The 23879-nt window shown below is 71.8% G+C and carries 25 protein-coding genes; 19 read left to right on the top strand and 6 right to left on the bottom strand.

Annotated elements, in window-relative coordinates:
* Positions 1-3540: a DNA polymerase III subunit alpha gene (dnaE, locus tag ACFVZW_RS26865; protein WP_384526166.1), complete on the top strand. Its 3540-nt coding sequence runs from the start codon at positions 1-3 to the stop codon at positions 3538-3540.
* Between the two features lie 90 nt (positions 3541-3630).
* Here the strand turns inward: dnaE and ACFVZW_RS26860 are convergent, their stop codons facing one another.
* Positions 3631-3804: a hypothetical protein gene (locus ACFVZW_RS26860; RefSeq protein ID WP_376443835.1), complete on the bottom strand. Its 174-nt coding sequence runs from the start codon at positions 3802-3804 to the stop codon at positions 3631-3633.
* Positions 3805-4019: 215 nt separating this feature from the next.
* Between ACFVZW_RS26860 and ACFVZW_RS26855 the strand changes: the two genes are divergently transcribed.
* From ACFVZW_RS26855 to ACFVZW_RS26840, 4 genes are read left to right on the top strand one after another with little or no spacing between them, the layout of a single operon-like run.
* The gene (locus ACFVZW_RS26855) at positions 4020-5294 is read left to right on the top strand and encodes an NYN domain-containing protein (protein ID WP_384526163.1); all 1275 of its coding nucleotides are present in this window, start codon (positions 4020-4022) and stop codon (positions 5292-5294) included.
* A gap of 28 nt (positions 5295-5322) precedes the next feature.
* Positions 5323-6312, top strand: coding sequence for an ABC transporter ATP-binding protein (locus tag ACFVZW_RS26850; protein ID WP_384526160.1), 990 nt, complete (start codon positions 5323-5325; stop codon positions 6310-6312).
* A 13-nt stretch (positions 6313-6325) separates the two neighbouring features.
* The gene (locus ACFVZW_RS26845; protein ID WP_384526157.1) at positions 6326-7144 is read left to right on the top strand and encodes an ABC transporter permease; all 819 of its coding nucleotides are present in this window, start codon (positions 6326-6328) and stop codon (positions 7142-7144) included.
* Between the two features lie 34 nt (positions 7145-7178).
* Positions 7179-7823: a DUF2567 domain-containing protein gene (locus tag ACFVZW_RS26840; RefSeq protein WP_384526154.1), complete on the top strand. Its 645-nt coding sequence runs from the start codon at positions 7179-7181 to the stop codon at positions 7821-7823.
* A 375-nt stretch (positions 7824-8198) separates the two neighbouring features.
* Here the strand turns inward: ACFVZW_RS26840 and ybaK are convergent, their stop codons facing one another.
* The 4 genes from ybaK to ACFVZW_RS26820 all read right to left on the bottom strand — a co-directional run bounded on the left by ybaK (position 8199) and on the right by ACFVZW_RS26820 (position 12229).
* Positions 8199-8696: a Cys-tRNA(Pro) deacylase gene (gene ybaK, locus ACFVZW_RS26835; RefSeq protein ID WP_383560525.1), complete on the bottom strand. Its 498-nt coding sequence runs from the start codon at positions 8694-8696 to the stop codon at positions 8199-8201.
* 12 nt (positions 8697-8708) lie between these two features.
* Complete coding sequence (locus ACFVZW_RS26830; RefSeq protein ID WP_384526151.1) at positions 8709-9446, bottom strand: LON peptidase substrate-binding domain-containing protein; 738 nt, start codon at positions 9444-9446, stop codon at positions 8709-8711.
* 5 nt (positions 9447-9451) lie between these two features.
* Positions 9452-10489: a hypothetical protein gene (locus tag ACFVZW_RS26825; RefSeq protein ID WP_384526148.1), complete on the bottom strand. Its 1038-nt coding sequence runs from the start codon at positions 10487-10489 to the stop codon at positions 9452-9454.
* Between the two features lie 138 nt (positions 10490-10627).
* Complete coding sequence (locus tag ACFVZW_RS26820) at positions 10628-12229, bottom strand: oxidoreductase (RefSeq protein ID WP_384526146.1); 1602 nt, start codon at positions 12227-12229, stop codon at positions 10628-10630.
* Between the two features lie 174 nt (positions 12230-12403).
* Here ACFVZW_RS26820 and hisD point away from each other — a divergent pair, with 174 nt between their 5' ends.
* The 10 genes from hisD (at position 12404) to ACFVZW_RS26770 (ending at position 20101) form a co-directional block, all read left to right on the top strand.
* The gene (hisD, locus tag ACFVZW_RS26815; protein WP_384526143.1) at positions 12404-13729 is read left to right on the top strand and encodes a histidinol dehydrogenase; all 1326 of its coding nucleotides are present in this window, start codon (positions 12404-12406) and stop codon (positions 13727-13729) included.
* Entirely contained in the window at positions 13726-14856 is a 1131-nt protein-coding gene (locus ACFVZW_RS26810) for a histidinol-phosphate transaminase (protein WP_384526140.1), read from the top strand. The genes hisD and ACFVZW_RS26810 overlap by 4 nt, the downstream gene beginning before the upstream one ends.
* Entirely contained in the window at positions 14853-15446 is a 594-nt protein-coding gene (gene hisB / locus ACFVZW_RS26805) for an imidazoleglycerol-phosphate dehydratase HisB (protein WP_158986436.1), read from the top strand. The genes ACFVZW_RS26810 and hisB overlap by 4 nt, the downstream gene beginning before the upstream one ends.
* A gap of 4 nt (positions 15447-15450) precedes the next feature.
* The gene (locus ACFVZW_RS26800; RefSeq protein ID WP_260228758.1) at positions 15451-15618 is read left to right on the top strand and encodes a hypothetical protein; all 168 of its coding nucleotides are present in this window, start codon (positions 15451-15453) and stop codon (positions 15616-15618) included.
* A gap of 5 nt (positions 15619-15623) precedes the next feature.
* Positions 15624-16274, top strand: coding sequence for an imidazole glycerol phosphate synthase subunit HisH (gene hisH, locus ACFVZW_RS26795; RefSeq protein WP_384526136.1), 651 nt, complete (start codon positions 15624-15626; stop codon positions 16272-16274).
* A 2-nt stretch (positions 16275-16276) separates the two neighbouring features.
* Complete coding sequence (priA, locus tag ACFVZW_RS26790) at positions 16277-17008, top strand: bifunctional 1-(5-phosphoribosyl)-5-((5-phosphoribosylamino)methylideneamino)imidazole-4-carboxamide isomerase/phosphoribosylanthranilate isomerase PriA (protein WP_329121659.1); 732 nt, start codon at positions 16277-16279, stop codon at positions 17006-17008.
* Positions 17005-17403 (top strand): RidA family protein, encoded by a 399-nt coding sequence (locus tag ACFVZW_RS26785; RefSeq protein WP_383560542.1) that lies wholly within the window; start codon positions 17005-17007, stop codon positions 17401-17403. Before priA ends, ACFVZW_RS26785 begins: the two co-directional genes overlap by 4 nt.
* A complete protein-coding gene (hisF, locus tag ACFVZW_RS26780; protein ID WP_215074341.1) occupies positions 17400-18155 on the top strand; it encodes an imidazole glycerol phosphate synthase subunit HisF in 756 nt (251 codons plus the stop codon). The genes ACFVZW_RS26785 and hisF overlap by 4 nt, the downstream gene beginning before the upstream one ends.
* Before the next feature lie 111 nt (positions 18156-18266).
* The gene (locus tag ACFVZW_RS26775) at positions 18267-18854 is read left to right on the top strand and encodes a helix-turn-helix domain-containing protein (RefSeq protein WP_384526131.1); all 588 of its coding nucleotides are present in this window, start codon (positions 18267-18269) and stop codon (positions 18852-18854) included.
* A complete protein-coding gene (locus tag ACFVZW_RS26770; RefSeq protein ID WP_384526128.1) occupies positions 18851-20101 on the top strand; it encodes an MFS transporter in 1251 nt (416 codons plus the stop codon). Before ACFVZW_RS26775 ends, ACFVZW_RS26770 begins: the two co-directional genes overlap by 4 nt.
* Positions 20102-20188: 87 nt before the next feature.
* Here the strand turns inward: ACFVZW_RS26770 and ACFVZW_RS26765 are convergent, their stop codons facing one another.
* Positions 20189-20824 (bottom strand): TIGR03085 family metal-binding protein, encoded by a 636-nt coding sequence (locus ACFVZW_RS26765; protein WP_376446648.1) that lies wholly within the window; start codon positions 20822-20824, stop codon positions 20189-20191.
* An 83-nt stretch (positions 20825-20907) separates the two neighbouring features.
* Here ACFVZW_RS26765 and hisI point away from each other — a divergent pair, with 83 nt between their 5' ends.
* The 4 genes from hisI to ACFVZW_RS26745 all read left to right on the top strand — a co-directional run bounded on the left by hisI (position 20908) and on the right by ACFVZW_RS26745 (position 23875).
* A complete protein-coding gene (hisI, locus tag ACFVZW_RS26760; protein ID WP_329121673.1) occupies positions 20908-21258 on the top strand; it encodes a phosphoribosyl-AMP cyclohydrolase in 351 nt (116 codons plus the stop codon).
* A gap of 11 nt (positions 21259-21269) precedes the next feature.
* Positions 21270-22760 (top strand): anthranilate synthase component I, encoded by a 1491-nt coding sequence (locus ACFVZW_RS26755; protein ID WP_384526124.1) that lies wholly within the window; start codon positions 21270-21272, stop codon positions 22758-22760.
* 14 nt (positions 22761-22774) lie between these two features.
* Positions 22775-23452, top strand: a complete 678-nt coding sequence (locus tag ACFVZW_RS26750) for a TIGR02234 family membrane protein (RefSeq protein ID WP_384526122.1) — start codon at positions 22775-22777, stop codon at positions 23450-23452.
* 174 nt (positions 23453-23626) lie between these two features.
* Entirely contained in the window at positions 23627-23875 is a 249-nt protein-coding gene (locus ACFVZW_RS26745) for an HGxxPAAW family protein (protein ID WP_384526120.1), read from the top strand.
* Positions 23876-23879: the final 4 nt, after the last annotated feature.

The raw sequence follows: 23879 nt of genomic DNA, 5'->3' as shown, positions 1-23879 counted from the left end.
GTGACCAAGCCGCCCTTCACGCACCTTCACGTACACACCCAGTACTCGCTGCTGGACGGTGCCGCGCGGCTCAAGGACATGTTCGACGCATGCAACGAGATGGGCATGACCCATATCGCCATGTCCGACCACGGCAACCTCCACGGGGCGTACGACTTCTTCCACTCGGCCAAGAAGGCCGGTGTGACGCCGATCATCGGCATCGAGGCGTACGTCGCCCCGGAGTCCCGGCGCAACAAGCGGAAGATCCAGTGGGGCCAGCCGCACCAGAAGCGGGACGACGTCTCCGGTTCCGGTGGTTACACCCACAAGACGATCTGGGCGGCGAACAACACCGGGCTGCACAACCTCTTCCGGCTCTCCTCCGACGCCTACGCCGAGGGCTGGCTGCAGAAGTGGCCCCGGATGGACAAGGAGACCATCTCCCAGTGGTCCGAGGGCCTGATCGCCTCCACCGGCTGCCCCTCCGGCGAGCTGCAGACCCGGCTGCGCCTCGGCCAGTTCGACGAGGCCCTGAAGTCCGCCTCCGAGTACCAGGACATCTTCGGCAAGGAGCGGTACTTCCTGGAGCTGATGGACCACGGCATCGAGATCGAGCGCCGGGTCCGCGACGGACTCCTGGAGATCGGCAAGAAGCTCGGCATCCCGCCGCTGGTCACCAACGACTCGCACTACACGTACGCGCACGAGGCCACGGCCCATGACGCGCTGCTGTGCATCCAGACCGGCAAGAACCTCTCCGACCCGGACCGCTTCAAGTTCGACGGCACCGGCTACTACCTGAAGTCCACGGACGAGATGTACGCCGTCGACTCCTCGGACGCCTGGCAGGAGGGCTGCCGCAACACGCTGCTGGTCGCCGAGCAGGTCAGTACCGACGGCATGTTCGTCGAGAAGAACCTCATGCCGAAGTTCGACATCCCCGAGGGCTACACCGAGGTCTCCTGGTTCCGCGAGGAGACCATGCGGGGAATGCACCGCCGCTTCCCCGGAGGCATTCCGGACGACCGGCTGAAGCAGGCCGAGTACGAGATGGACACCATCATCTCGATGGGCTTCCCCGGCTACTTCCTCGTCGTCGCCGACTTCATCATGTGGGCGAAGAAGCAGGGCATCGCGGTCGGCCCCGGCCGAGGTTCCGCGGCCGGCTCGATCGTCGCGTACGCCATGGGCATCACCGACCTCGACCCGATCCCGCACGGACTGATCTTCGAGCGCTTCCTCAACCCCGAGCGCATCTCGATGCCCGATGTCGACATCGACTTCGACGAGCGTCGGCGCGTCGAGGTGATCCGGTACGTGACCGAGAAGTACGGCGCCGACAAGGTCGCCATGATCGGCACGTACGGCAAGATCAAGGCGAAGAACGCCATCAAGGACTCCGCCCGCGTCCTCGGCTACCCGTACGCCATGGGCGACCGGCTCACCAAGGCCATGCCCGCCGACGTCCTCGGCAAGGGCATCGACCTCAACGGCATCACCGACCCCTCGCACCCGCGCTACAGCGAGGCCGGCGAGATCCGGGCGATGTACGAGAACGAGCCCGACGTGAAGAAGGTCATCGACACCGCCAAGGGCGTGGAGGGCCTCGTCCGGCAGATGGGCGTGCACGCCGCCGGCGTGATCATGTCCAGCGAGCCCATCGTCGACCACGCCCCGATCTGGGTGCGGCACACCGACGGAGTGACCATCACGCAGTGGGACTACCCCCAGTGCGAGTCGCTCGGCCTGCTGAAGATGGACTTCCTGGGCCTGCGAAACCTGACCATCATGGACGACGCCGTCAAGATGGTGAAGGCCAACAAGGGCATCGACCTCGACCTGCTGGCCCTGCCGCTGGACGACCCGAAGACCTTCGAACTGCTCCAGCGCGGTGACACCCTCGGTGTCTTCCAGTTCGACGGCGGCCCCATGCGTTCGCTGCTGCGGCTGATGAAGCCCGACAACTTCGAAGACATCTCCGCCGTGTCCGCCCTGTACCGGCCGGGCCCGATGGGCATGAACTCGCACACGAACTACGCCCTGCGCAAGAACAAGCAGCAGGAGATCACCCCGATCCACCCCGAGCTGGAGAAGCCGCTCGAAGAGGTGCTCGCGGTCACCTACGGCCTGATCGTCTACCAGGAGCAGGTGCAGAAGGCCGCCCAGATCATCGCCGGGTACTCCCTCGGCGAGGCCGACATCCTCCGCCGCGTGATGGGCAAGAAGAAGCCCGAGGAGCTGGCGAAGAACTTCACCATCTTCCAGGCCGGCGCCCGGAAGAACGACTACAGCGACGAGGCCATCCAGGCCCTGTGGGACGTCCTGGTCCCCTTCGCCGGCTACGCCTTCAACAAGGCGCACTCCGCCGCGTACGGCCTGGTCTCCTACTGGACCGCGTACCTCAAGGCCAACTACCCGGCCGAGTACATGGCCGGTCTGCTGACCTCGGTCAAGGACGACAAGGACAAGTCCGCGGTCTACCTCAACGAGTGCCGCCGCATGGGCATCAAGGTCCTGCCGCCCAACGTCAACGAGTCCGAGTCGAACTTCGCCGCCCAGGGCGACGACGTGATCCTCTTCGGCCTCTCCGCGGTCCGCAACGTCGGCACCAACGTCGTCGAGTCGATCATCAAGTCCCGCAAGGCGAAGGGGAAGTACTCCACGTTCCCCGACTTCCTCGACAAGGTCGAGGCGGTCGTCTGCAACAAGCGGACCATCGAGTCGCTGATCAAGGCCGGCGCCTTCGACGAGATGGGGCACACCCGCAAGGGCCTGGTCGCCCACCACGAGCCGATGATCGACAACGTGGTGGCGGTCAAGCGCAAGGAGGCCGAGGGACAGTTCGACCTCTTCGGCGGCATGGGCGACGAGGCGACCGACGAGCCCGGCTTCGGCCTGGACGTGGAGTTCTCCGACGTCGAGTGGGAGAAGTCCTACCTGCTCGCCCAGGAGCGCGAGATGCTCGGCCTCTACGTCTCCGACCACCCGCTCTTCGGCATCGAGCACGTCCTCTCCGACAAGACGGACGCGGCGATCTCCCAGCTCACCGGCGGCGAGCACTCCGACGGCGCGGTCGTCACCATCGGCGGCATCATCTCCGGCCTCCAGCGCAAGATGACCAAGCAGGGCAACGCCTGGGCCATCGCCACCGTCGAGGACCTCGCCGGCTCCATCGAGTGCATGTTCTTCCCGGCCACGTACCAGCTGGTCTCCACCCAGCTCGTCGAGGACACGGTGGTCTTCGTGAAGGGCCGGCTCGACAAGCGCGAGGACGTGCCCCGGCTGGTCGCCATGGAGCTGATGGTCCCGGACCTGTCGAACGCCGGGACCAACGCGCCCGTCGTCCTGACCATCCCGACCGTCAAGGTCACCCCGCCGATGATCAGCCGGCTCGGCGAGATCCTGGGGCACCACAAGGGCAACACCGAGGTACGGATCAAGCTCCAGGGCCCGCGCACGACGACCGTCCTGCGGCTCGACCGGCACCGGGTCCAGCCCGACCCCGCCCTCTTCGGCGACCTGAAGGTACTGCTCGGCCCGTCCTGCCTGGCCGGATAGCGGCAGGATCCCCCGCGGAAGCCGGGGCCCGCACGCGCGGAAGGGGCGCGCCCGTCGTCACGGGTGCGCCCCTTCCGGGGTTACGCGCGATCAGTTGTGACCGAAGCGCTTCTGCCGGCCCTTGCGAGCCATGTCACCGGGAGTCACCTGCGAGGCGCGCTGCTCGGCCTGGGACTCCATCGACGACTGCTGCGCCTGCTGGGCGCCGCGCTCGGCCTGCGAGGACTGCTGCTGACTGCGGTTCTGCTTCCGATTCTTGGCCATGGTGATGCCTCCTCAAAGGGATCTCGGGGCCAGGGCCGCTGTCAGCCTCACATATGGGGTGAACCGCCGCATTTTGGATCATTACCCTCAGTGAGGGGGTCGCGTAGTGACATTCGCCACGCCGATGATCCAGTTCCGGCCGTCAACCTCTCCACGGTCGGGCAGACTCTGGGGAAATCCGAAGCAACTTCCGATCCCGAGGTTCCCGAAAGAAGGTGGAACACGTGGACCGCTGCGTCGTTCTCGTGGACGCCGGCTATCTGCTGGGCGCCGCCGCGAGCCTCCTCGCCGGGGAACCGGCCCGCTCCCGGATCACCGTCGACCACGCCGCGCTCATCCAGGGACTGCGCGAACGGGCCGAGGCCGACACCGAACAGCCCCTGCTGCGCATCTACTGGTTCGACGGCGCTCCCGACCGGGTGCCCCAGCCCGAACACCGCAGGCTGCGCGTGATGCCCCGGGTCACCGTCCGGCTCGGCGCCCTGACCCGCAGCGACGGTCGCTGGGCCCAGAAGGGCGTCGACGCGGCCATGCACGCCGAGCTCACCGAACTGGCCAGAAACCGCGCCTGCTCCGATGTGGTGCTCGTGACCGGCGACGGCGATCTGCTGCCCGGCCTGATGTCCGCCAAGGAACACGGTGTCGCCGTCCACCTCTGGGCGGTGCAGGCCGCGGACGGCGACTACAACCAGTCCGAGGACCTCGTCGCCGAGGCCGACGAACGCCGGGTCCTCGACCGGGCCTGGATCACCCGGGCCGTCCGCGCCAAGGACCTCACCGGCATCTGCGCGCCCCCGCCGGCCCCGCGCCCCGAGATCGCCGCGATCCTCTCCGCCCCGCTGCCCGAATCGGCGCTGGCCGCCTCCGCCGAGCGGGCCGCCGAGGCGGCGGCCGCGGCAGCCGCCTCCGTACACAACGGCACGGCGGACCCCGAGGCGCCCGCGCCCGCCGAGAACGGAACGGCGACGGGCGTGCCCGCGCCGGCCACCGGCAAGGTCGTCCCCACCCCCAAGGACCTCGCGGGACTGCGCGGCCCCGGCGCCCCGGCCACCCCGCCGGCCACCAACGCCACCCTGCGCTGGTCCTCCGACAAGGGCTGGATCGAACGCCCCGGCAGCGCACTCGGCGAGCCCCCCGAGACCGCCTCCCTGCCCACCCTCGCCCAGCTCACCAGCGCCGAGCAGCGCTGGGCCGACCGCGAGGAGGACATCACCACCGTCGGCGGCGACCCCTTCGAGGTCGGTCAGGTCTTCGCCCGCCGCTGGATGGAGCGGCTCCCCGAGCAGAGCCACGTCCAGAAGCTGTCCGTGATGTACCCGCGCATCCCGCACCGCATCGACGGCGAACTGCTCAGGTACGCGGCCAGGTTCGGCCTGCTCGCCCACAAGGACGACCAGATCGACGAGCACGACCGGTACGCGATCCGGGCAGGTTTCTGGCGCGAGATCGACGTCCGGGCCGCCGCGGAACGCGCCCCCGCGGGGGAGTAGGCCGAAGGACCCCGTAGGCTCTTCCTCCGTGAGTACGGTGTGCGTGGTGCGGGATCTGGTCAAGACGTACCCCGCCGCGCGCGCCCGGCGGGGGACGCCCGCGACCCCCGAGATCCGCGCCACCGACGGGATCAGCCTCGATGTGCGCGGCGGCGAGATCTTCGGCCTGCTCGGCCCCAACGGAGCCGGCAAGTCCACCCTCGTACGCCAGCTGACCGGGCTGATGCGCCCCGACTCCGGCACGGTGGCACTGCTCGGCCACGATCTCGTACGCCACCCGGAACGCGCCGCGCGGCTGCTCGCCTACCTCGGCCAGGAGTCCACCGCGCTCGACGAGCTGACGGTCGCGCTCGCCGCCGAGACCACCGGGCGGCTGCGCGGGCTGACCGCACGGGACGCGCGGGCCGCGAAGGACGCCGTCCTGGAGGAGCTCGGCCTCACCGAGCTCGCCGGGAGGCCGCTGAAGAAGCTCTCGGGCGGACAGCGGCGGCTCGCCTGCGTCGCCGCCGCCCTGGTCGGCGAGCGCCCGGTGCTCGTCCTCGACGAACCCACCACCGGGATGGACCCGATGGCGCGGCGGGCCGTCTGGTCCGCCGTCGACCGTCGGCGCGCCGAGCACGGCACCACCGTGCTGCTCGTCACCCACAACGTGATCGAGGCCGAGACCGTCCTGGACCGGGTCGCCGTCCTGGAACGGGGCCGGGTCATCGCCTGCGACACCCCGGGCGGGCTGAAGGAACGTATCGCGGGCGAGGTCCGGGTCGACCTGGTGTGGCGCGAGCGCGCGCCGCTGGAGGTCCCGGAGGTCGCCGCGCTGCGCGGGCTCGCACAGGAGTCCGGGCGGCGCTGGACCCTCCGGCTGGCCCCGGACGAGGCGCGGGCGGCGGTCGCGGCGGTGACCGGCGGGGCGGCGTTCGCCGCCCTGGACGACTTCACGCTGGCCACGCCGAGCCTGGAGGACGTGTATCTGGCGCTCGGCGGCGAGAGCCGAGGAGCCACGGGACTGGTGAAGGCATGAGGAGCTGTACAGAGTGAGCATCGTGCCCGCCGAGGCCGCGCCGGCCTGGGCCCCCGACGCACCGGCCGCCGGGACCGCCGCGCCGCTGGCGCCGCGCGCCCGGCTGCTGCCGGCCCTCGCCGCCGTGTACCGCGCGCAGCTCTCGCGCGCCCGGGTCTCCCGTATCCCCTTGCTGTTCGTGGCGACGTTCCAGTCCGTCGGGATCATGGTCCTGATGCGGGGCGTCGTCGACGGCGGTGCGGAGGCGCGGGCGGTCGTGGCGGGCTCGTCGGTCCTCGTCGTCGCCTTCGTCGCGCTCAATCTGCTCGCCCAGTACTTCGGGCAGCTGCGGGCCACCGGGGGGCTCGACCACTACGCGACGCTGCCGGTGCCGCCGGCATCGGTGGTGCTGGGGGCGGCCGGGGCGTACGCGTCCTTCACCGTGCCGGGGACCGTCGTGACGGCGGTCATCGGGTCACTGCTCTTCGGGCTGCCGCTCGGAAACCTGTGGATCCTCGCGGCGGTCGTGCCGCTGGCCGGGGCCGCGCTCGCCGGGCTCGGCGCGGCGCTCGGGCTGCTCGCGCCGCGGCAGGAATTCGCCACGCTGCTCGGACAGCTCGGCATGTCGGCGGCGCTGCTGCTCGGGGTGCTGCCGGCGGAGCGGCTCCCGGAGCCGATCGGCTGGGCGCGCGACCTGCTGCCGTCGACGTACGGGGTGGAGGCACTGGCCCGCACCTTCGATCCGCACCCGGACTGGGCGGCGGTGGGGCTCGACCTCGCGGTGTGCGGCGTCGTGGGGGTCGTGTCGCTGGCCGTGGCGACGTGGGCGTATCGGCGGGCGGCGGTCCGCTGAGGCGGGTCCTTTCCGCACCTGGCACGATGGCGGGGTGACCGCACCTCTGACACCGCCTCACCAGCCTCCGAACGACGCCGTGCCGCCGGACGGGTGGCCGGCGCCCTATCCTCCGCTGCCGGGCGACGACGGCGGGCCGACCGCGGTGACGGAGCTGCGGCAGGCGGCCGTGGTCTCCGTGATCTCCGCGGTCGCCGGGGCGGCGCTGGGGCTGCTGTGGCTGTGGCTGGCGCCGCGGGTCTCGCTGATCTCGGACGGCAAGGCGGTCTTCCTCCGGCACAGCGAGGGGGAGGCGGCGATCGGTGCGGACGGAACGTTTGTGCTGCTCGCGCTCGCCTTCGGCGCGGTGGCGGCGGCCCTGGTCTTCCTCTTCCACCGGCACGGTGGCGTGGCCCTGGTGATGGGTCTCGCGGTGGGCGGCGTGCTGGGATCGCTCCTCGGCTGGGGCGTGGGCACGCTGCTGGGCCCGACGCACGACGTGGTGGCCCATGCGAAGGAGGTGGGGCCGAACGTGGTGTTCGACGCGCCGCTGAAGCTGGAGATGTGGGCCGGGGCGATGCTGGCGTGGCCGATCGCCGCGATGATCGTCCACCTGGCCCTGACGGCCCTCTTCGGCCCGAGGGACCTGGAGCCGGAATGGCCGACGGCGGACGAGCCGAGCCCGGGTCCGCAGGCCTGACGCCTCGTGGGGTGAGGTGGATTCCCCCACCCCACCCCTTCCCGAAACCCTGACGAGACCGGGGCTCCGCCCCCTACGCCCCCGGGCGGCGGCTTCGCGCCGCGGGCGCGGTCGGGTCGGTCCTAGGAGTGGTCGGGCCCGCCCTGCCCGGGCCGCGGCCGCTTCGCGCCGCGGGCGGGCGCCGGATGTCGTAGGCCAGGGCCTCCTGGACCCGTCGGAGCGGCGGGCTTCGCGCCGCAAGGGTGCTCGGGCCCGTGCGGCGGCTTCGTGTCGTGGGGCTTGGTCTTGGGCGCTGCCCCGCACGGTGGGCTTCGCGCCGCAAGGGTGCTCGGCCCCCGCGCGACGGCTTCGTGCCGTGGGGCTTGGCCTTGGGCGCTAGCCGCGGCCGATCGGGGCCAGGACCGCTGCTGTCAGGGTGGCCAGGGACGTCGGGGTCAGTTCTACTTCCAGGCCTCGGCGGCCCGCCGAGATGCAGATGGTCTCGTGGGTCGTGGCCGACGCGTCCAGGACCGTGCGGAGGCGTTTGCGCTGGCCCAGCGGGGAGATGCCGCCGCGGACGTAGCCCGTCGTGCGTTCGGCCGCCGCCGGGTCCGCCATCGTCGCGCGTTTGCCGCCGACGGCCGAGGCCAGGGCCTTCAGGTCCAGCTGGCCCGCGACCGGGACCACCGCCACCGTCAGTTCGCCGTCGACGTCCGCGACCAGCGTCTTGAAGACCCGGTCCGGGGAGACGCCCAGCGCCTCCGCCGCCTCCTCGCCGTAGGAGGGGGACGCCGGGTCATGGTCGTAGGAGTGGAGCGTGAACGGAGTCCCGGACGCCGTCAGCGCCACCGTCGCCGGAGTGCCACCCGCCTGCTTCTTCTGCTTCTTCGCCACCGGAATCCTTCGTCAGTTCGGGCTCGTCGGCGCCCGCGTCAGGTCCACCGCCGGCAGCGACGGCAGATGCCGCAGCACCGCCGTCTCCGCGCGCAGCAGGGTCAGCTCCTCCCGCAGCCGCGTCGCCGTGTCCGGCGCCTGCAGCAGCCGCTGCTTCGCCGGCGTGTCGAGCACCGCCGCCGCCGCGACCAGGTACGACACCACCGAGGGATCGTCGGGCAGGTCGCTCGTCGTCAGCGACCGCTCCCGCGCCCCCGCCAGCCGCTTCTGGTACGTGCGGAACGCCCGCAGCACCCCCTCCGCCAGCGTGCCCGCCTCGTCGCCCTGCTCCTCCGGGATCTCCTCGATCTCGGCCACCAGGAACGGACCGCTCGCGTCCACCGACAGCAGCTTCACCCGGGTCGTGCCCGTGGCCATCACCTCGAAGCTGCCGTCCGAGCGCTCCCGGATCGTCGCCGCGTCGGCGATGCAGCCGACCCGGTGGAACGCCTGGATGGGGTCCGGGCCGAAGCCCGCCGCGGGCCCCTTCTCCCGCTGCGTCGTCGGGTCCGGCATCCCCGGCTCCGTCGGCGCGACCTCGCGGCCGTCGCGGATCGCGACCACGGCGAAGCGACGGGGCTCCGAGTCGTCGGACTTGAGCAGCTCGCGCATCATGGCGCGATAACGCTCCTCGAACACGTTCAGGGGCAGCACAAGGCCCGGGAACAGCACCGCGTTGAGCGGGAAGAGTGGCAGGCTGGCGGTGGTCACAGCGGTCAAGCGTAATGGCCGTCGGGCGCGCCTCGTCCGGCCCGTCCACGTCCGGCTCCGCGCAGCGGGATCGTACGGGCCACCGCGCCCCGTACCGCGTCCCGCGCCTCCAGGAATCCACCGAGCGGATCGTCCCCGACGAGCGCCCACGGAAACGACGTGGCGTACGGGCCGATCCGGCGGAACTCCTCCAGCGCCTCCTGCTGGCGACCCCGCCTGAGCAGCACGTACACCAGCAGGTTCCGGACCTCCGCGAGCCATGGATCGCCCGCCGCGTACTCCGCCGACAGTGCGATGCCCCGGTCCGCCGCCGCGTCGATCCGGTCCTCCTCGACGGGTCCGGCGCCGGCCGGTAGCTGGGCGAAGGCGGCGTTGACCGGGAGCGCCCGGGCCAGCGAGCCGGGCGGGGCGTCCTCGGCGGCCTGCTCGGCGAAGTCGAAGCACTCGCGGTGCGAGCCGTACCACTGGGCCGACAGATAGCGGAGCGCGGCGATGTGGCAGCCGTAGTGGTGCGGGGAGCGGCGCACGGCCTGCTCCCACAGCGACTCGAACACCGCGTTGCCCGCGTGCGTGCCCCGGGCGTGGTCCAAGGCGAGCCGCCACGGCACCGGGTCGCCGGGCGAGGCTTCCGCGGCCGCGTCGATCAGCGGCCCGAGCTCGCGCAGCCGCTCGGAGCGGGCCGGCGAGCCCCAGGCCCTGCGGACCGCGAGCTCCGCCTTGACCAGCAGCGCGTCCGGGTCGCGGGGCGAGACGGCCAGCCAGTGGACCAGCCACTCGTCACGGCTGTACGCGAAGGTGGCGAGCCGCGCCGCGTACCGGTCCCGCTTCTCCCACTCGGCGGCGTCCCGGGTGGTCGCGAGCAGCTTGGCGGCGGGCTCGGGGTCGGCGAGGGCGGCCGCCACCAGCGCCGGGGCGAGCCGGTCGTCCGGCGCGTCGAGCAGCACGTTGTCGTCCGGCGGCAGCGCGGCGGCGAGCCGCGGGCTGTGCCGGACCATACGGGCGGTGCCGATCAGGGCGCGGAGCAATGACATGGTGCGGACCATTGAAAACCGCAGGTGGGGGCGGCGCCAGTGGGGGACTGTGAAGCTTTGGTAGCGGCGGGAAAGTTGTCCTGCACGAGGTCAAGACAGGGTAAAGAAAGGGGTGAGGGGCGACAGAATCCGCCCCTCTCGTCACACCTGTCACCCCCGCCGCAGCAACCGCGACGCCCCCGCCGCCACCGTCGTCGCCAGCACCCAGCCCAGGAGGATGAGCACCGTCGCGGCCCACTGCCAGAAGCCCTCCAGACGCCAGTAGCCGTCCTGGCCCAGGTTGATCACCGGCAGCAGCAGGTCCAGCGCGTACAGCGTGGCGCTCCAGTTCGGCGACTCCTCCGGCTTCAGCGGCACCGGGTCGTAGCGGGAGAAGGCGAGCGCCCCCGCCGCCCACAGCACCGCCATCCACAGGGCGGCCCGCCCCGGCCGGTAGCCGTACGCCACGGTCCAGTCCTGGAGGTACCCCCAGAGCTTCCCGGCCACCGGCAGCGTCTCCCGGCGCCGTCTCTGCTTGGCGAGCAGCACCTCCCGGGCGTCCGCGTCCTCCCCGCTGTTGCGCAGCACCGTCGCCAGGCGTTCGTACGGCTCCGGGGCGTACTCCGGGGTCGCCGCCGCGACCCATTCGAGCCGCCGCGCCAGCGGGAAGTGCCCGTACGGCACCAGGTTCTCGTAGACGAAGCCGTTCATCGACAGACCGCCGGGACCCGGCCAGCTCGTGGAGAGGTCGATCAGCGTCACGACCTTCGCGCCGTTGAGCACCACCCGTCCCTCCTCCGGAGGCTCCCCGTTGAACCGCAGCTCCGGGGTGACGATCCGGCGCAGCGACACCTGCTCCCGCCGCGCCCCGTCCAGCACGAACCGCGCGTAGTGCAGGTCCACCGCGTCGCCGAACCGGCCGTCGTCCAGCCGCACCCCGCCATGGCACTCGACCGGCTTGCGCCGCGCCCCCTGCACCGGCGTGTACCCGATGCCGTACGGCGGAGTGGCCGTGGCGTTCCCCGAGCCCTCGTACACCCACGCCGCGTTCAGATACAGCGAGCGCTCCACCGTCAGCTGCGGTGCGTTCAGCGCGCGGCGCTGCTGCGCACCGCGCAGCACGCTGCCGCGCAGGCTCAGCGACACGCCCACCTTCGCCCCGCGCAGACTCAGCTCGCCGTACGTCTCGATCAGCTCGGCCTGGAGGTCCTGCGCGACCACCATCCCGTCCGCGGTGATCGCCCGGCCGCGCCGGTCCGGCCAGACCCGGATCTGGTTGATCAGCAGATCCGTGCCGATCTGCGCGTCCGTGAGCCGGATCCCGCGCTCCACCCGGCAGCGCGGCAGATGCAGATCGCCCTGGGTGTGCAGCCGCGCCGCCTCCAGGCGGGGTATCGCGCACTCCACCATCCGCACCGTCCCGAAGTGGGCCTCCGGCAGCACGATCTCCTGCTCGAACCGGCAGCGGTTCAGCTCCACGTACGGGCGTATCTCACCGCCGGCGAGATTCAGCACGCCCGTGATTCGCACGCCGCGCAGCTTGAGCGCCGCGACCCGCCCGGACCGCGGCGGCGGCCCGTCGAGCAGCAGCAGAGCCACCACGTCGGCGCGCACACTGCGCGTGTCGCCCCACACATGCGGGCCGAAAGGATCGTCCCGCGCCCCGTCCCCCTCGCTCAGATCGCAGGTCCTGCCGATCCGGAAGGCCCGCCACATGACCCGCTCCGGGCCCGTGAGGCCGTCCGGCATTCCGTCTTCGTGCGGCTCGGTCACTGCCGCCCCCTCGCTTTCCACGAACCCGCTTCCCTGGATTCGTACAGCCGTTCTTCCCGCTGAGTGACGGACTGAACGCTAACGGTCAGCTGTGGCGACAAGACGCCAATGTGGCTCGTATCAGCCAGTGATACGGACGTCCGGCGCTTGTGGGGCGTCTGCGAGAATTGACCCGTGATCTCTCGTATCGACCTGCGCGGCGACGCCCTCCCCGAGGGTGGCGCACTGCGCGACCTGCTGCCCCGTGCCGAGTTCGACGTGGAAGCCGCCCTGGAGAAGGTGCGGCCCATCTGCGAGGACGTCCATCATCGTGGCGATGCGGCGCTGGTCGAGTACGCGGAGAAGTTCGACGGTGTGAAGCTGGAGCACGTCCGCGTGCCGGCCGAGGCGCTCGCCGAGGCCCTGGAGCAGCTCGATCCGGCCGTCCGCGCGGCCCTCGAGGAGTCCATCCGGCGCGCCAGGATCGTCCACCGCGCCCAGCGCCGCTCGACGCACACCACCCAGGTCGTGCCCGGCGGCACCGTCACCGAGAAGTGGGTCCCGGTCCAGCGCGTCGGGCTCTACGCACCCGGCGGCCGCTCCGTCTACCCCTCCTCCGTGATCATGAACGCCGTCCCGGCACAGGAGGCGGGCGTCGAGTCGATCGCCCTCGCGTCCCCGCCGCAGAAGGAGTTCGGGGGCCTCCCGCACCCGACGATCCTCGCCGCCTGCGCGCTGCTCGGCGTCGATGAGGTGTACGCCGCCGGAGGCGCCCAGGCCGTCGCGATGTTCGCGTACGGCACCGAGTCCTGCGCCCCCGCCAACATGGTCACCGGCCCCGGCAACATCTGGGTCGCCGCGGCCAAGCGGTACTTCACCGGCCGCATCGGCATCGACGCCGAGGCGGGGCCGACGGAGATCGCGATCCTCGCGGACTCCACCGCCGACCCGGTGCACGTCGCCGCCGACCTCATCAGCCAGGCCGAGCACGACCCGATGGCCGCCGCCGTCCTCGTCACCGACTCCGAGGAGCTGGCCGAGGCCACCGAGGCCGAGCTGAAGACCCAGGTCGCCGCCACCAAGCACATCGACGACCGGATCGTCCCGGCCCTGGCCGGAAAGCAGTCCGCGATCGTCCTCGTCAGCGACCTGGAGGACGGTCTCAAGGTCGTCGACGCCTACGGCGCCGAGCACCTGGAGATCCAGACCGCCGACGCCGCCGCCCGCGCCGAGCGCGTCCGCAACGCGGGCGCGATCTTCATCGGCCCGTGGGCGCCCGTCTCCCTGGGCGACTACTGCGCCGGCTCCAACCACGTGCTGCCCACCGGCGGGTGCGCCTGCCACTCCTCGGGCCTGTCCGTGCAGTCCTTCCTGCGCGGCGTCCACATCGTGGACTACACCCGGGACGCCCTCGCCGAGGTCACCCACCACGTGGTCACCCTCGCCGAGGCCGAGGACCTGCCCGCGCACGGTGCCGCGCTCAAGGCCCGGTTCGGTTGGAAGGTGCCTGAAAGCAAGTGACCTCGAACGACACCATCCGGATCGACGACCTCCCGATCCGCGACGAGCTGAAGGGCAAGACGCCCTACGGCGCGCCCCAGCTCGACGTGCCCGTCCAGCTGAACACCAACGAGAACCCCTACCCGCTGCCCGAGCCCCTGGTGGCGCGGATCGCGGAGCGGGTCGCCGAGGCCGCCCGCGGCCTCAACCGCTACCCGGACCGGGACGCGATCGAGCTGCGCACCGAGCTCGCCCGCTACCTCACCCGTACCGGAAAGCACCCCGTCGCCGTCCGGAACGTCTGGGCCGCCAACGGCTCCAACGAGGTCCTCCAGCAGCTGCTGCAGACGTTCGGCGGCCCGGGTCGTACGGCCATCGGCTTCGAGCCCTCGTACTCGATGCACGCGCTGATCGCGCGCGGCACCGGCACCGGCTGGATCTCCGGCCCGCGCGACGACGACTTCACGATCGACGTCGACGCGGCCGAGAAGGCCATCGCCGAGAACCGGCCGGACGTCGTCTTCATCACCTCGCCCAACAACCCCACCGGCACGGCGGTCGGGGCCGAGACGGTCCTCGCGCTGTACGAGGCCGCCCAGGCCGCCAAGCCCTCACTGGTCGTCGTCGACGAGGCGTACGTCGAGTTCAGCCACCGGGACTCGCTCCTGCCGCTGATCGAGGGCCGGCCGAACCTGGTCGTCTCCCGGACCATGTCCAAGGCCTTCGGCGCGGCCGGTCTGCGCCTGGGCTACCTCGCCGCGCACCCGGCCGTGGTCGACGCCGTGCAGCTCGTACGGCTGCCGTACCACCTCTCCGCCGTCACCCAGGCCACCGCCCTCGCCGCCCTGGAGCACACCGATACGCTTCTCGGGTACGTCGAGCAGCTCAAGACCGAGCGGGACCGCCTGGTCAGCGAGTTGCGGGCGATCGGCTACGAGGTCACCGAGTCCGACGCCAACTTCGTCCAGTTCGGCCGCTTCGACGGAGCCGAGGGCTCCCACGCCGCCTGGCGGAAGATCCTCGACCGGGGTGTCCTGGTCCGGGACAACGGCGTACCGGGCTGGCTGCGGGTCACCGCCGGCACCCCCGAAGAGAATGACGCGTTCCTCGATGCGGTTCGCGCACTGAAGAAGGAGCAGAGCTCATGAGCCGCGTTGGAAGAGTCGAGCGCACCACCAAGGAGACCTCCGTCGTCGTCGAGATAGACCTCGACGGCACCGGAAAGGTCGACGTCGCCACCGGCGTCGGCTTCTACGACCACATGCTCGACCAGCTCGGCCGCCACGGTCTGTTCGACCTCACCGTCAAGACCGACGGCGACCTGCACATCGACTCGCACCACACCATCGAGGACACGGCCCTCGCCCTGGGCGCCGCCTTCAAGCAGGCGCTCGGCGACAAGGTCGGCATCTACCGCTTCGGCAACTGCACCGTCCCGCTGGACGAGTCGCTCGCCCAGGTGACCGTCGACCTCTCCGGCCGCCCCTACCTGGTGCACACCGAGCCCGAGAACATGGCGCCGATGATCGGCTCCTACGACACGACGATGACCCGCCACATCTTCGAGTCCTTCGTCGCACAGGCCCAGATCGCGCTCCACATCCACGTGCCGTACGGGCGCAACGCCCACCACATCGTGGAGTGCCAGTTCAAGGCGCTGGCCCGGGCCCTGCGCTACGCCTCCGAGCGCGATCCGCGCGCGGCCGGCATCCTGCCTTCCACGAAGGGCGCGCTCTAACTCCATGACCGGCCTCTCCACCATCCTCATCGTCGTCGGGCTCTTCCTCGCTGGCGGTGTGTACTCCTTCTCCAAGCAGAAGCTGCCCAAGGGCGTGATCGTCGTCCTCGCCATCGCCTCGGTGATGTGCCTGGTCGCGGGCGTCCTTCGGATTCAGGGAATCTGGGAATGAGCGGTATGAGCACTGCGCGTACCCCCAAGAAGGTCGTCGTCTTCGACTACGGCTTCGGCAACGTCCGCTCCGCCGAGCGGGCCCTCGCCCATGTCGGCGCCGAGGTCGAGATCACCCGCGACTACGACAAGGCGATGAACGCCGACGGACTCCTCGTCCCCGGCGTCGGCGCCTTCTCCGCGTGCATGAAGGGCCTCAAGGCCGCGCGCGGCGAGTGGATCGTCGACCGCCGGCTCTCCGGCGGCCGTCCCGTGATGGGCATCTGCGTCGGTATGCAGATCCTCTTCGCCCGCGGCATCGAGCACGGCGTGGAGACCGACGGTCTCGACGAGTGGCCCGGTACGGTCGAGCCGCTGAAGGCCCCGGTCGTGCCCCACATGGGCTGGAACACCGTCGACGCGCCCGAGGACAGCCAGCTGTTCGCGGGCCTCGACGCCGACGCCCGGTTCTACTTCGTGCACTCCTACGCGGTGCGCGAGTGGAGCCTGGAGGTCGGCAACCCCAACATGCGTGCCCCCAAGGTCACCTGGGCCACCCACGGCGAGCCGTTCGTCGCGGCCGTCGAGAACGGCGCCCTGTGGGCGACCCAGTTCCACCCCGAGAAGTCCGGCGACGCCGGTGCACAGCTCCTCACCAACTGGATCGAGACCCTCTGATCATGGCTCAGAAGCTTGAACTCCTCCCCGCCGTCGACGTCCGCGACGGCCAGGCCGTCCGCCTCGTGCACGGCGAGTCCGGTACGGAGACCTCCTACGGCTCCCCGCTCGAGGCCGCCCTCGCCTGGCAGCGCTCCGGCGCCGAGTGGCTGCACCTGGTCGACCTCGACGCCGCCTTCGGCACCGGGGACAACCGTGAGCTGATCGCCGAGGTCGCCCAGGCCATGGACATCAAGGTCGAGCTCTCCGGCGGCATCCGCGACGACGCCTCGCTCGCCGCCGCCCTCGCCACCGGCTGCACCCGCGTCAACCTGGGCACCGCCGCGCTGGAGACCCCCGAGTGGGTCGCCAAGGTCATCGCGGAGCACGGCGACAAGATCGCGGTCGGCCTCGACGTCCGCGGCACCACGCTGCGCGGCCGTGGCTGGACCCGCGACGGCGGCGACCTGTACGAGACGCTCGCGCGCCTCGACTCCGAGGGCTGCGCCCGCTACGTCGTCACCGACATCGCCAAGGACGGCACGCTCCAGGGCCCGAACCTGGAGCTCCTGAAGAACGTCTGCGCCGCGACCGACAAGCCCGTCGTCGCCTCCGGCGGAGTGTCGTCCCTGGACGACCTGCGCGCCCTGTCCGGTCTGGTGCCGCTCGGTGTCGAGGGCGCGATCGTCGGCAAGGCGCTGTACGCCAAGGCGTTCACCCTGGAAGAGGCCCTGGAGGCGGTGGCTTCCGTATGACCGACGCCGTCCGCAAGGTGGTGACCGGCGCTCCCTGGGAGGAGCAGTTCGGCTACTCCCGCGCGGTGGAGCTGCCGAACGGTCTGGTCCTCGTCTCCGGCTGTACGTCGGTGATCGGCGGCCAGATCGCCGGCGGGGGCCCGTACGAGCAGACGATCAACTCCTTCAACGTGGCCTTCGACGCGCTCAAGAAGCTCGACCTGGGCCCGGAGGATGTCGTACGGACCCGGATGTACATCACCCACGCGCGTGACGTGGACGAGGTCGGCCGCGCCCACAAGGAGCTGTTCGACGCCGTCCGCCCGGCGGCCTCGATGATCATCGTGTCCGGTTTCGTCGACCCGAGCCTGGTCGTCGAGGTCGAGGTCGAGGCGTACAGGAGTGGTGCGGAATGAGCCTCGCCGTACGGGTGATCCCCTGCCTGGACGTGGACAACGGCCGGGTCGTCAAGGGCGTCAACTTCCAGAACCTGCGCGACGCGGGCGACCCCGTCGAGATGGCGAAGCTGTACGACGCCGAGGGCGCCGACGAGCTGACCTTCCTCGACATCACCGCCTCCTCCGGCAACCGCGAGACGACCTACGACGTGGTGCGCCGCACCGCCGAGCAGGTCTTCATCCCGCTGACCGTGGGCGGCGGGGTGCGTGCGGCGGAGGACGTCGACAAGCTGCTGCGCGCCGGGGCCGACAAGGTGGGCGTGAACACGGCCGCCATCGCCCGGCCCGAGCTGATCCGCGAGATCGCGGAGCGCTTCGGCCGCCAGGTGCTCGTGCTCTCGGTCGACGCCAGGCGTACGGCCTCCGGCTCCTTCGAGGTGACGACGCACGGCGGCCGCAAGGGCACCGGCATCGACGCCGTCGAGTGGGCGCACCGGGCCGCCGAGCTGGGCGCGGGCGAGATCCTGCTCAACTCGATGGACGCGGACGGCACGAAGGACGGCTACGACACCGAGATGATCGCGGCCGTGCGCAAGCACGTGACCGTGCCGGTGATCGCGAGCGGGGGAGCGGGCAAGCTCTCCGACTTCCCGCCGGCGATCGAGGCGGGCGCCGACGCGGTGCTCGCGGCCTCGGTCTTCCACTTCGGCGACCTGCGGATCTCGCAGGTCAAGGACGCGCTGAGGGAGGCGGGCCACCCGGTCCGCTGAGCCAGGCTCCGGAAAGGCCCCCGGAAGGGGGCCTTTCTCTTCCCCCGATAGGCAGGATTATTTGTGCAATTTCTGTTGCGCAAGATTCCTTTCGCATCTACGGTCGTGGACATGACCTCGCAGGAGAACCGCCGGATCACCGACCTCGGCACCCTCAAAGCCATCTCGCACCCGCTGCGGATGCGCCTCTACCGCGCCCTCTTCGTGGCCCGTACCGCCACCGCGTCCCAACTCGCCGACCAGGTCGACGAGGCGGTCTCCCTCGTCAGCTACCACCTGCGCAAGCTGGCCGAGCACGGCCTCATCGAGGAGGCCGAGGGGCACTCCGCCGACGCCCGCGAACGCTGGTGGCAGCCCAGCTCGTACGGGGTCAGCATCCGCGACGAGGACGTCCGGGGCACCCCCGAACTGGTCGCCGCGAGCGACGCCCTCGGCCGCACGATCAACGAACAGCGGTCCGAACTCCACCGCCGCTTCCTCGACGAGCGGCTGACCTGGTCCGACGAGTGGCGCTCCGCCTCGATCAGCTCCGAGTGGCTGCCGCGGCTGACCGCCGCCGAGCTCGCCGCGCTCGGCGAGGAGCTCGACGCGCTGCTCAAGAAGTACGACACCCAGGCCCGCGCCGCCGAGCAGGCCGGCGACACCGAAGGCCGCGAGAACGTCGCCGTCCACCTCCACGGCTTCCCGTACCGCTCATGACGGCCACCACGACCCTTCCCGCCGCCCGCCCCGCCCACCGCGACGCCAACGTCCTGCGCTGGCTCGGCGCCTACACCGCCTCCACCCTCGGCGACAGCGTCTACCACCTCGCCCTCTCCTGGACCGCCGTCCGCGGCGGCACGCCCGCGGAGGCCGGGCTCGTCATGGCCGTCAGCGCCGTACCGCGCGCCCTGCTGATGCTCGGCGGGGGAGTGATCGCCGACCGCTTCGGCCCGCGCCGGGTCGTCGTCCTCTCCGACACCGTCCGCTGCCTCGTCGTCCTCGGCGTGGCCGCGCTCCTCCTCCTGACCAGCCCGGCCCTCTGGGTACTCGCCGCCGTCGCCCTCGTCTTCGGCACCGTCGACGCCCTCTTCCTGCCCGCCGTCGGCGCCCTGCCGCCGCGGATCGCCCCGCGCGGCCAGCTCGCCCGCGTCCAGGGGATGCGCGGCCTCGCCTACCGCGCCGGACTCGTCCTCGGCGCCCCGCTCGGCGGCCTCGGCGTCGCGCTCGGCGGACCGGCCGCCGCGTTCGGAGCGGCCGGACTCCTCTTCGCGTTCTCCCTGCCGCTGCTCCTGAAGCTCAGGATCACCCCGCTGCCCGGCGACGAGCCCTCCCACGACGGCAGCGCGCTGCGCGACCTCGTCGACGGACTGCGCTACATCCGCCGCCACCGGGTCCTCGGCCCGCTGATGATCGTCGTCGCGCTCAGCGACCTGGGCTTCGTCGGCCCCCTCAACGTCGGCCTCGCGCTCCTCGCCGACGAGCGCGGCTGGGGCGCCGCCGGCATCGGCTGGGTCCTCGCCGGATTCGGCGTGGGAGCGGCCGCCGCCTCCCTGCTGCTGACCGTACGGGGCCGGATACCGCGCGCCGGGGCCGTCATGGCCTGGACGATCACCCTCGGCGCGGGCTCGATCGGCGCCCTCGCGTACGTGCCGCAGCTGCCCGTCGCCGTGGCCGTGGCCGTCTCCGTCGGCCTGCTCGCCGGCCTCAGCGGCGCGCTGTGCGGCGCGCTCACCCAGACGGAGTGCGACCCCGCGTACCTCGGGCGGGTCACGGCCGTGTCCAGCCTCTTCAGCCTGGGCATCGCCCCGCTGAGCTTCCCCCTCACGGGCGCGGCGGTGGGCCTGTGGGGACTCCTCCCGGTGTACACCGCCAGCGCCGCGGTCTGCGCGCTGGCCGGCGTGTACGGACTCTCCGTCCGATCCCTGCGCCACGCAGAACTGCCCGGCACGACACGGCGGGACTGAGAGCGCGGGGTCCTGGGGGCCGGGGCCTGGCGGGCGCCGGTATCCGCGCCCGGCGGACCCGGGATCCAGGCCCCGCGGCCTTGGGGCCTAGATGCCCAGCTGCTTCGCTTCGTGCAGGCGGTCGATCGCGTCCTGTTCGCCGTCCAGCTCCACCTTCGCCACGTCCTGGCGGCCGAAGACGAACATCGTCAGCTCGCCCGGCTCGCCGGAGACCGTCACCACCGGCGTGCCGCGGTGCGCCACCGCCGTCTGGCCGTTCGGGCGGCGCAGCACCAGTCCCACCGGGGCCTTCCGGCCGAGGAGCCGGGCGCCCTTCTCCAGACGGGACCAGAGCGCGTCCGAGAAGACCGGGTCCAGCTCGCGCGGCGACCAGTCCGGCTGGGCGCGCCGGACATCCTCCGCGTGGACGTAGAACTCGACGACGTTCGCCCCCTCGTCCACCTGCTTGATGGTGAACGGCGACATCCGCGGAGGACCCGTACGGATGAGCTGGATCAGCTCCTCGTACGGCTTCTCGGCGAACTCCGCCTGCACCCGGTCCAGGCGATCCTTCAGCGCCGGTACGAGCGTCCCCGCGGCCGCGTCCGGGCGGCGCTCGCGCACCACCACATGGGCCGCCAGGTCCCGGGTCCGCCAGCCCTCGCAGAGCGTCGCGGCATCGGGCCCGGCCGCTTCCAACAGATCGGCGAGCAACAGGCGTTCACGCTTGGCATGGGTCGACATGCTCGCCAGCGTACGACCGGCGCCACCGGTCCGCCCAGTGGACGTCCGCCGGACAGACCCGGCGGCCACGGCACAATGGCCGCATGAGCAGCAATCTCGACCCGGCCATCGCCGCCCGCCTCAAGCGCAGCCCGGACGGACTCGTCCCGGCCATCGCCCAGCAGTACGACACCGGCGAGGTGCTCATGCTCGGCTGGATGGACGACGAGGCCCTCCACCGCACCCTCACCACAGGCCGCTGCACCTACTGGTCGCGCAGCCGCCAGGAGTACTGGGTCAAGGGCGACACCTCCGGCCACGTCCAGCACGTCAAGTCCGTCGCCCTCGACTGCGACGCCGACACCGTGCTCGTCAAGGTCGACCAGGTCGGCGCCGCCTGCCACACCGGCGCGCGCACCTGCTTCGACGCCGACGTGCTCCCGCTCTCCCAGTAAGGTCAGCCGCCATGGACCTCGAGACCTTCCGCAAGCTGGCGGCCGACCGCCGCGTGATCCCTGTCAGCCGCCGGCTCCTCGCGGACGGCGACACCCCGGTCGGGCTCTACCGCAAGCTCGCCGCCGAACGCCCCGGCACCTTCCTCCTCGAGTCCGCGGAGAACGGCCGTTCCTGGTCGCGCTACTCCTTCATCGGCGTCCGCAGCGACGCCACCCTCACCGTCCGGGGCGGCCAGGCCCACTGGCTCGGCACCCCGCCCGTCGGCGTCCCCACCGACGGCGACCCCCTCCAGGCGCTGCGCGCCACCGTCGAGGCCCTGCACACCCCGCGCGACCTCGCGTCCGGGATGCCGCCCTTCACCGGCGGCATGGTCGGCTACCTGGGGTACGACATCGTCCGCCGCCTGGAGCGCATCGGCGACTCCACCCGGGACGACCTGGAGCTCCCCGAGCTGACCATGCTGCTCACCAGCGACCTCGCGGTCCTGGACCACTGGGACGGCACGGTCCTGCTGATCGCCAACGCGATCAACCACAACGACCTGGAGACCGGCGTCGACGAGGCGTACGCCGACGCCGTCGCCCGGCTCGACACGATGGAGGCCGACCTGGCCCGCCCGGTGGCCAACCCGCCCGCCGCGCTGCCCGCCTCCGAGCTGCCGGAGTTCTCCGCCCTGTGGGGCGGCCCGGCCTACCAGGAGGCCGTCGAGGACATCAAGGAGCGGATTCGGGCCGGCGAGGCCTTCCAGGTGGTCCCCTCGCAGCGCTTCGAGACCCCCTGCCGAGCCTCCGCGCTCGACGTGTACCGGGTGCTGCGGGCCACCAACCCGTCGCCGTACATGTACCTCTTCCGCTTCGAGAACGGCTTCGACGTCGTCGGATCCAGCCCCGAGGCGCTGGTCAAGGTCGAGGACGGGCATGCGATGGTCCACCCCATCGCCGGCACCCGGCACCGCGGCGCCACCCCGCAGGAGGACCACGACCTCGCCGAGGAGCTGCTCGCCGATCCCAAGGAGCGGGCCGAGCATCTGATGCTCGTCGACCTCGGCCGCAACGACCTCGGCCGGGTCTGCGAGCCCGGCTCGGTCGAGGTCGTCGACTTCATGTCGATCGAGCGGTACTCGCACGTCATGCACATCGTGTCGACGGTGACCGGGCAAGTCGCGGAGGGGAAGACCGCCTTCGACGTCCTCACCGCCTGCTTCCCGGCCGGCACGCTCTCGGGCGCGCCGAAGCCGCGCGCCATGCAGATCATCGAGGAGCTGGAACCGTCCCGGCGCGGGCTCTACGGCGGGTGTGTCGGCTACCTCGACTTCGCCGGCGACTCCGACACGGCCATCGCCATCCGTACGGCCCTGCTGCGTGACGGCACCGCGTACGTGCAGGCCGGAGCCGGTGTCGTCGCCGACTCGGACCCGGTCGCCGAGGACAACGAGTGCCGCAACAAGGCGGCCGCGGTCCTCCGCGCCGTCCACACGGCCAACCGGATGAACGGCGCGTGACGGCGTAAGGGATAGTGGGGTACGTGAGTGCTGTTCCCGTACCCCAGCCCCGAGCCGCGCGCGTGGGCGGCGCGGCCGCCTCGTCCGGCGGCCGCCGCAGCCTGGCCGCGGCCCTTCTGCTCGGCGCCCTCGGTGCCACCGTCGTGCTGCTGTCCGCGGGCCAGATCTGGGCCGAGGGCACGGCGTCGGTGGGCGGCGGCACCGTGCCCGTGGAGGCCGACGGCGGCACCGTCACCGGTGTGCCCACGGCTCTCGCCATAGTCGGCCTGGCCGCGCTCGTCGCCGTCTTCGCCGTCCGCCGCGCCGGGCGCACCCTGGTCGCCGGCCTGCTCGCGCTCAGCGGCGCGGGCGCGGCGCTCGCCGCGTTCCTCGGCGCGTCCGACGCCGACGCCCTGGACACCGAGGCCGCGCGCATCACCGGCGACACGGCCGCCTCGGTGGCCGGCCTGACGCACACAGCCTGGCCGTACGTGACCGCCGCCGGAGCGCTGCTCATCCTCGCCGCGGGCCTGCTCGCCCTGCGGTACGGGAAGAGCTGGCCGTCGATGGGCGGGCGCTACGAGCGCTCCGGCACGCCGCGCGCCGCGCGCAAGGCGACCGGAGCCGGGGCCGGCGCCCCCGCCGCTTCGGACCGGCCGGAGGACCTGTGGAAGGCCCTCGACCGCGGCGAGGACCCGACCCACGAGGACTGAGCCCGGAGACGTGGCGCGACGCGTGATCGTCGGGCCACCCCCGATTCATCCCCGAGCCCCGGTGTGCGGGACAATGTGGCGGGGGCGCCCCCGGACGAAGTCCGGGGGAGAGTGTCCTCGCATGCGAGACCTCACCCCGAGCCACCACCGAGCAACAGCAACGAGGAGCAACTCATGGCGGGCAGCGCCCACGGACACACCCCGGCCGCCTGGACCGGTGTCATCATCTCCTTCATCGGCTTCTGCATCGCCGGAGTCTTCATGGTGGCGGCCAACCAGGTCGGCTTCTGGGCCGGTATGGGGGTCGTCCTCCTCGGCGGTGTCATCGGCCTCGCGATGAAGGTCGCGGGCCTCGGTATGCCGAAGGAGTCGGAGGCCGTGGCCGCCGCCCGCGCCACGGCGACCGCGAAGCTGCGCGCCTGAGGCG

Origin of the sequence: Streptomyces sp. NPDC059567 (genome assembly GCF_042735655.1) — a bacterium.
Lineage (GTDB): Bacteria > Actinomycetota > Actinomycetes > Streptomycetales > Streptomycetaceae > Streptomyces.
This window is presented reverse-complemented; position numbering and strand designations above follow the sequence as displayed.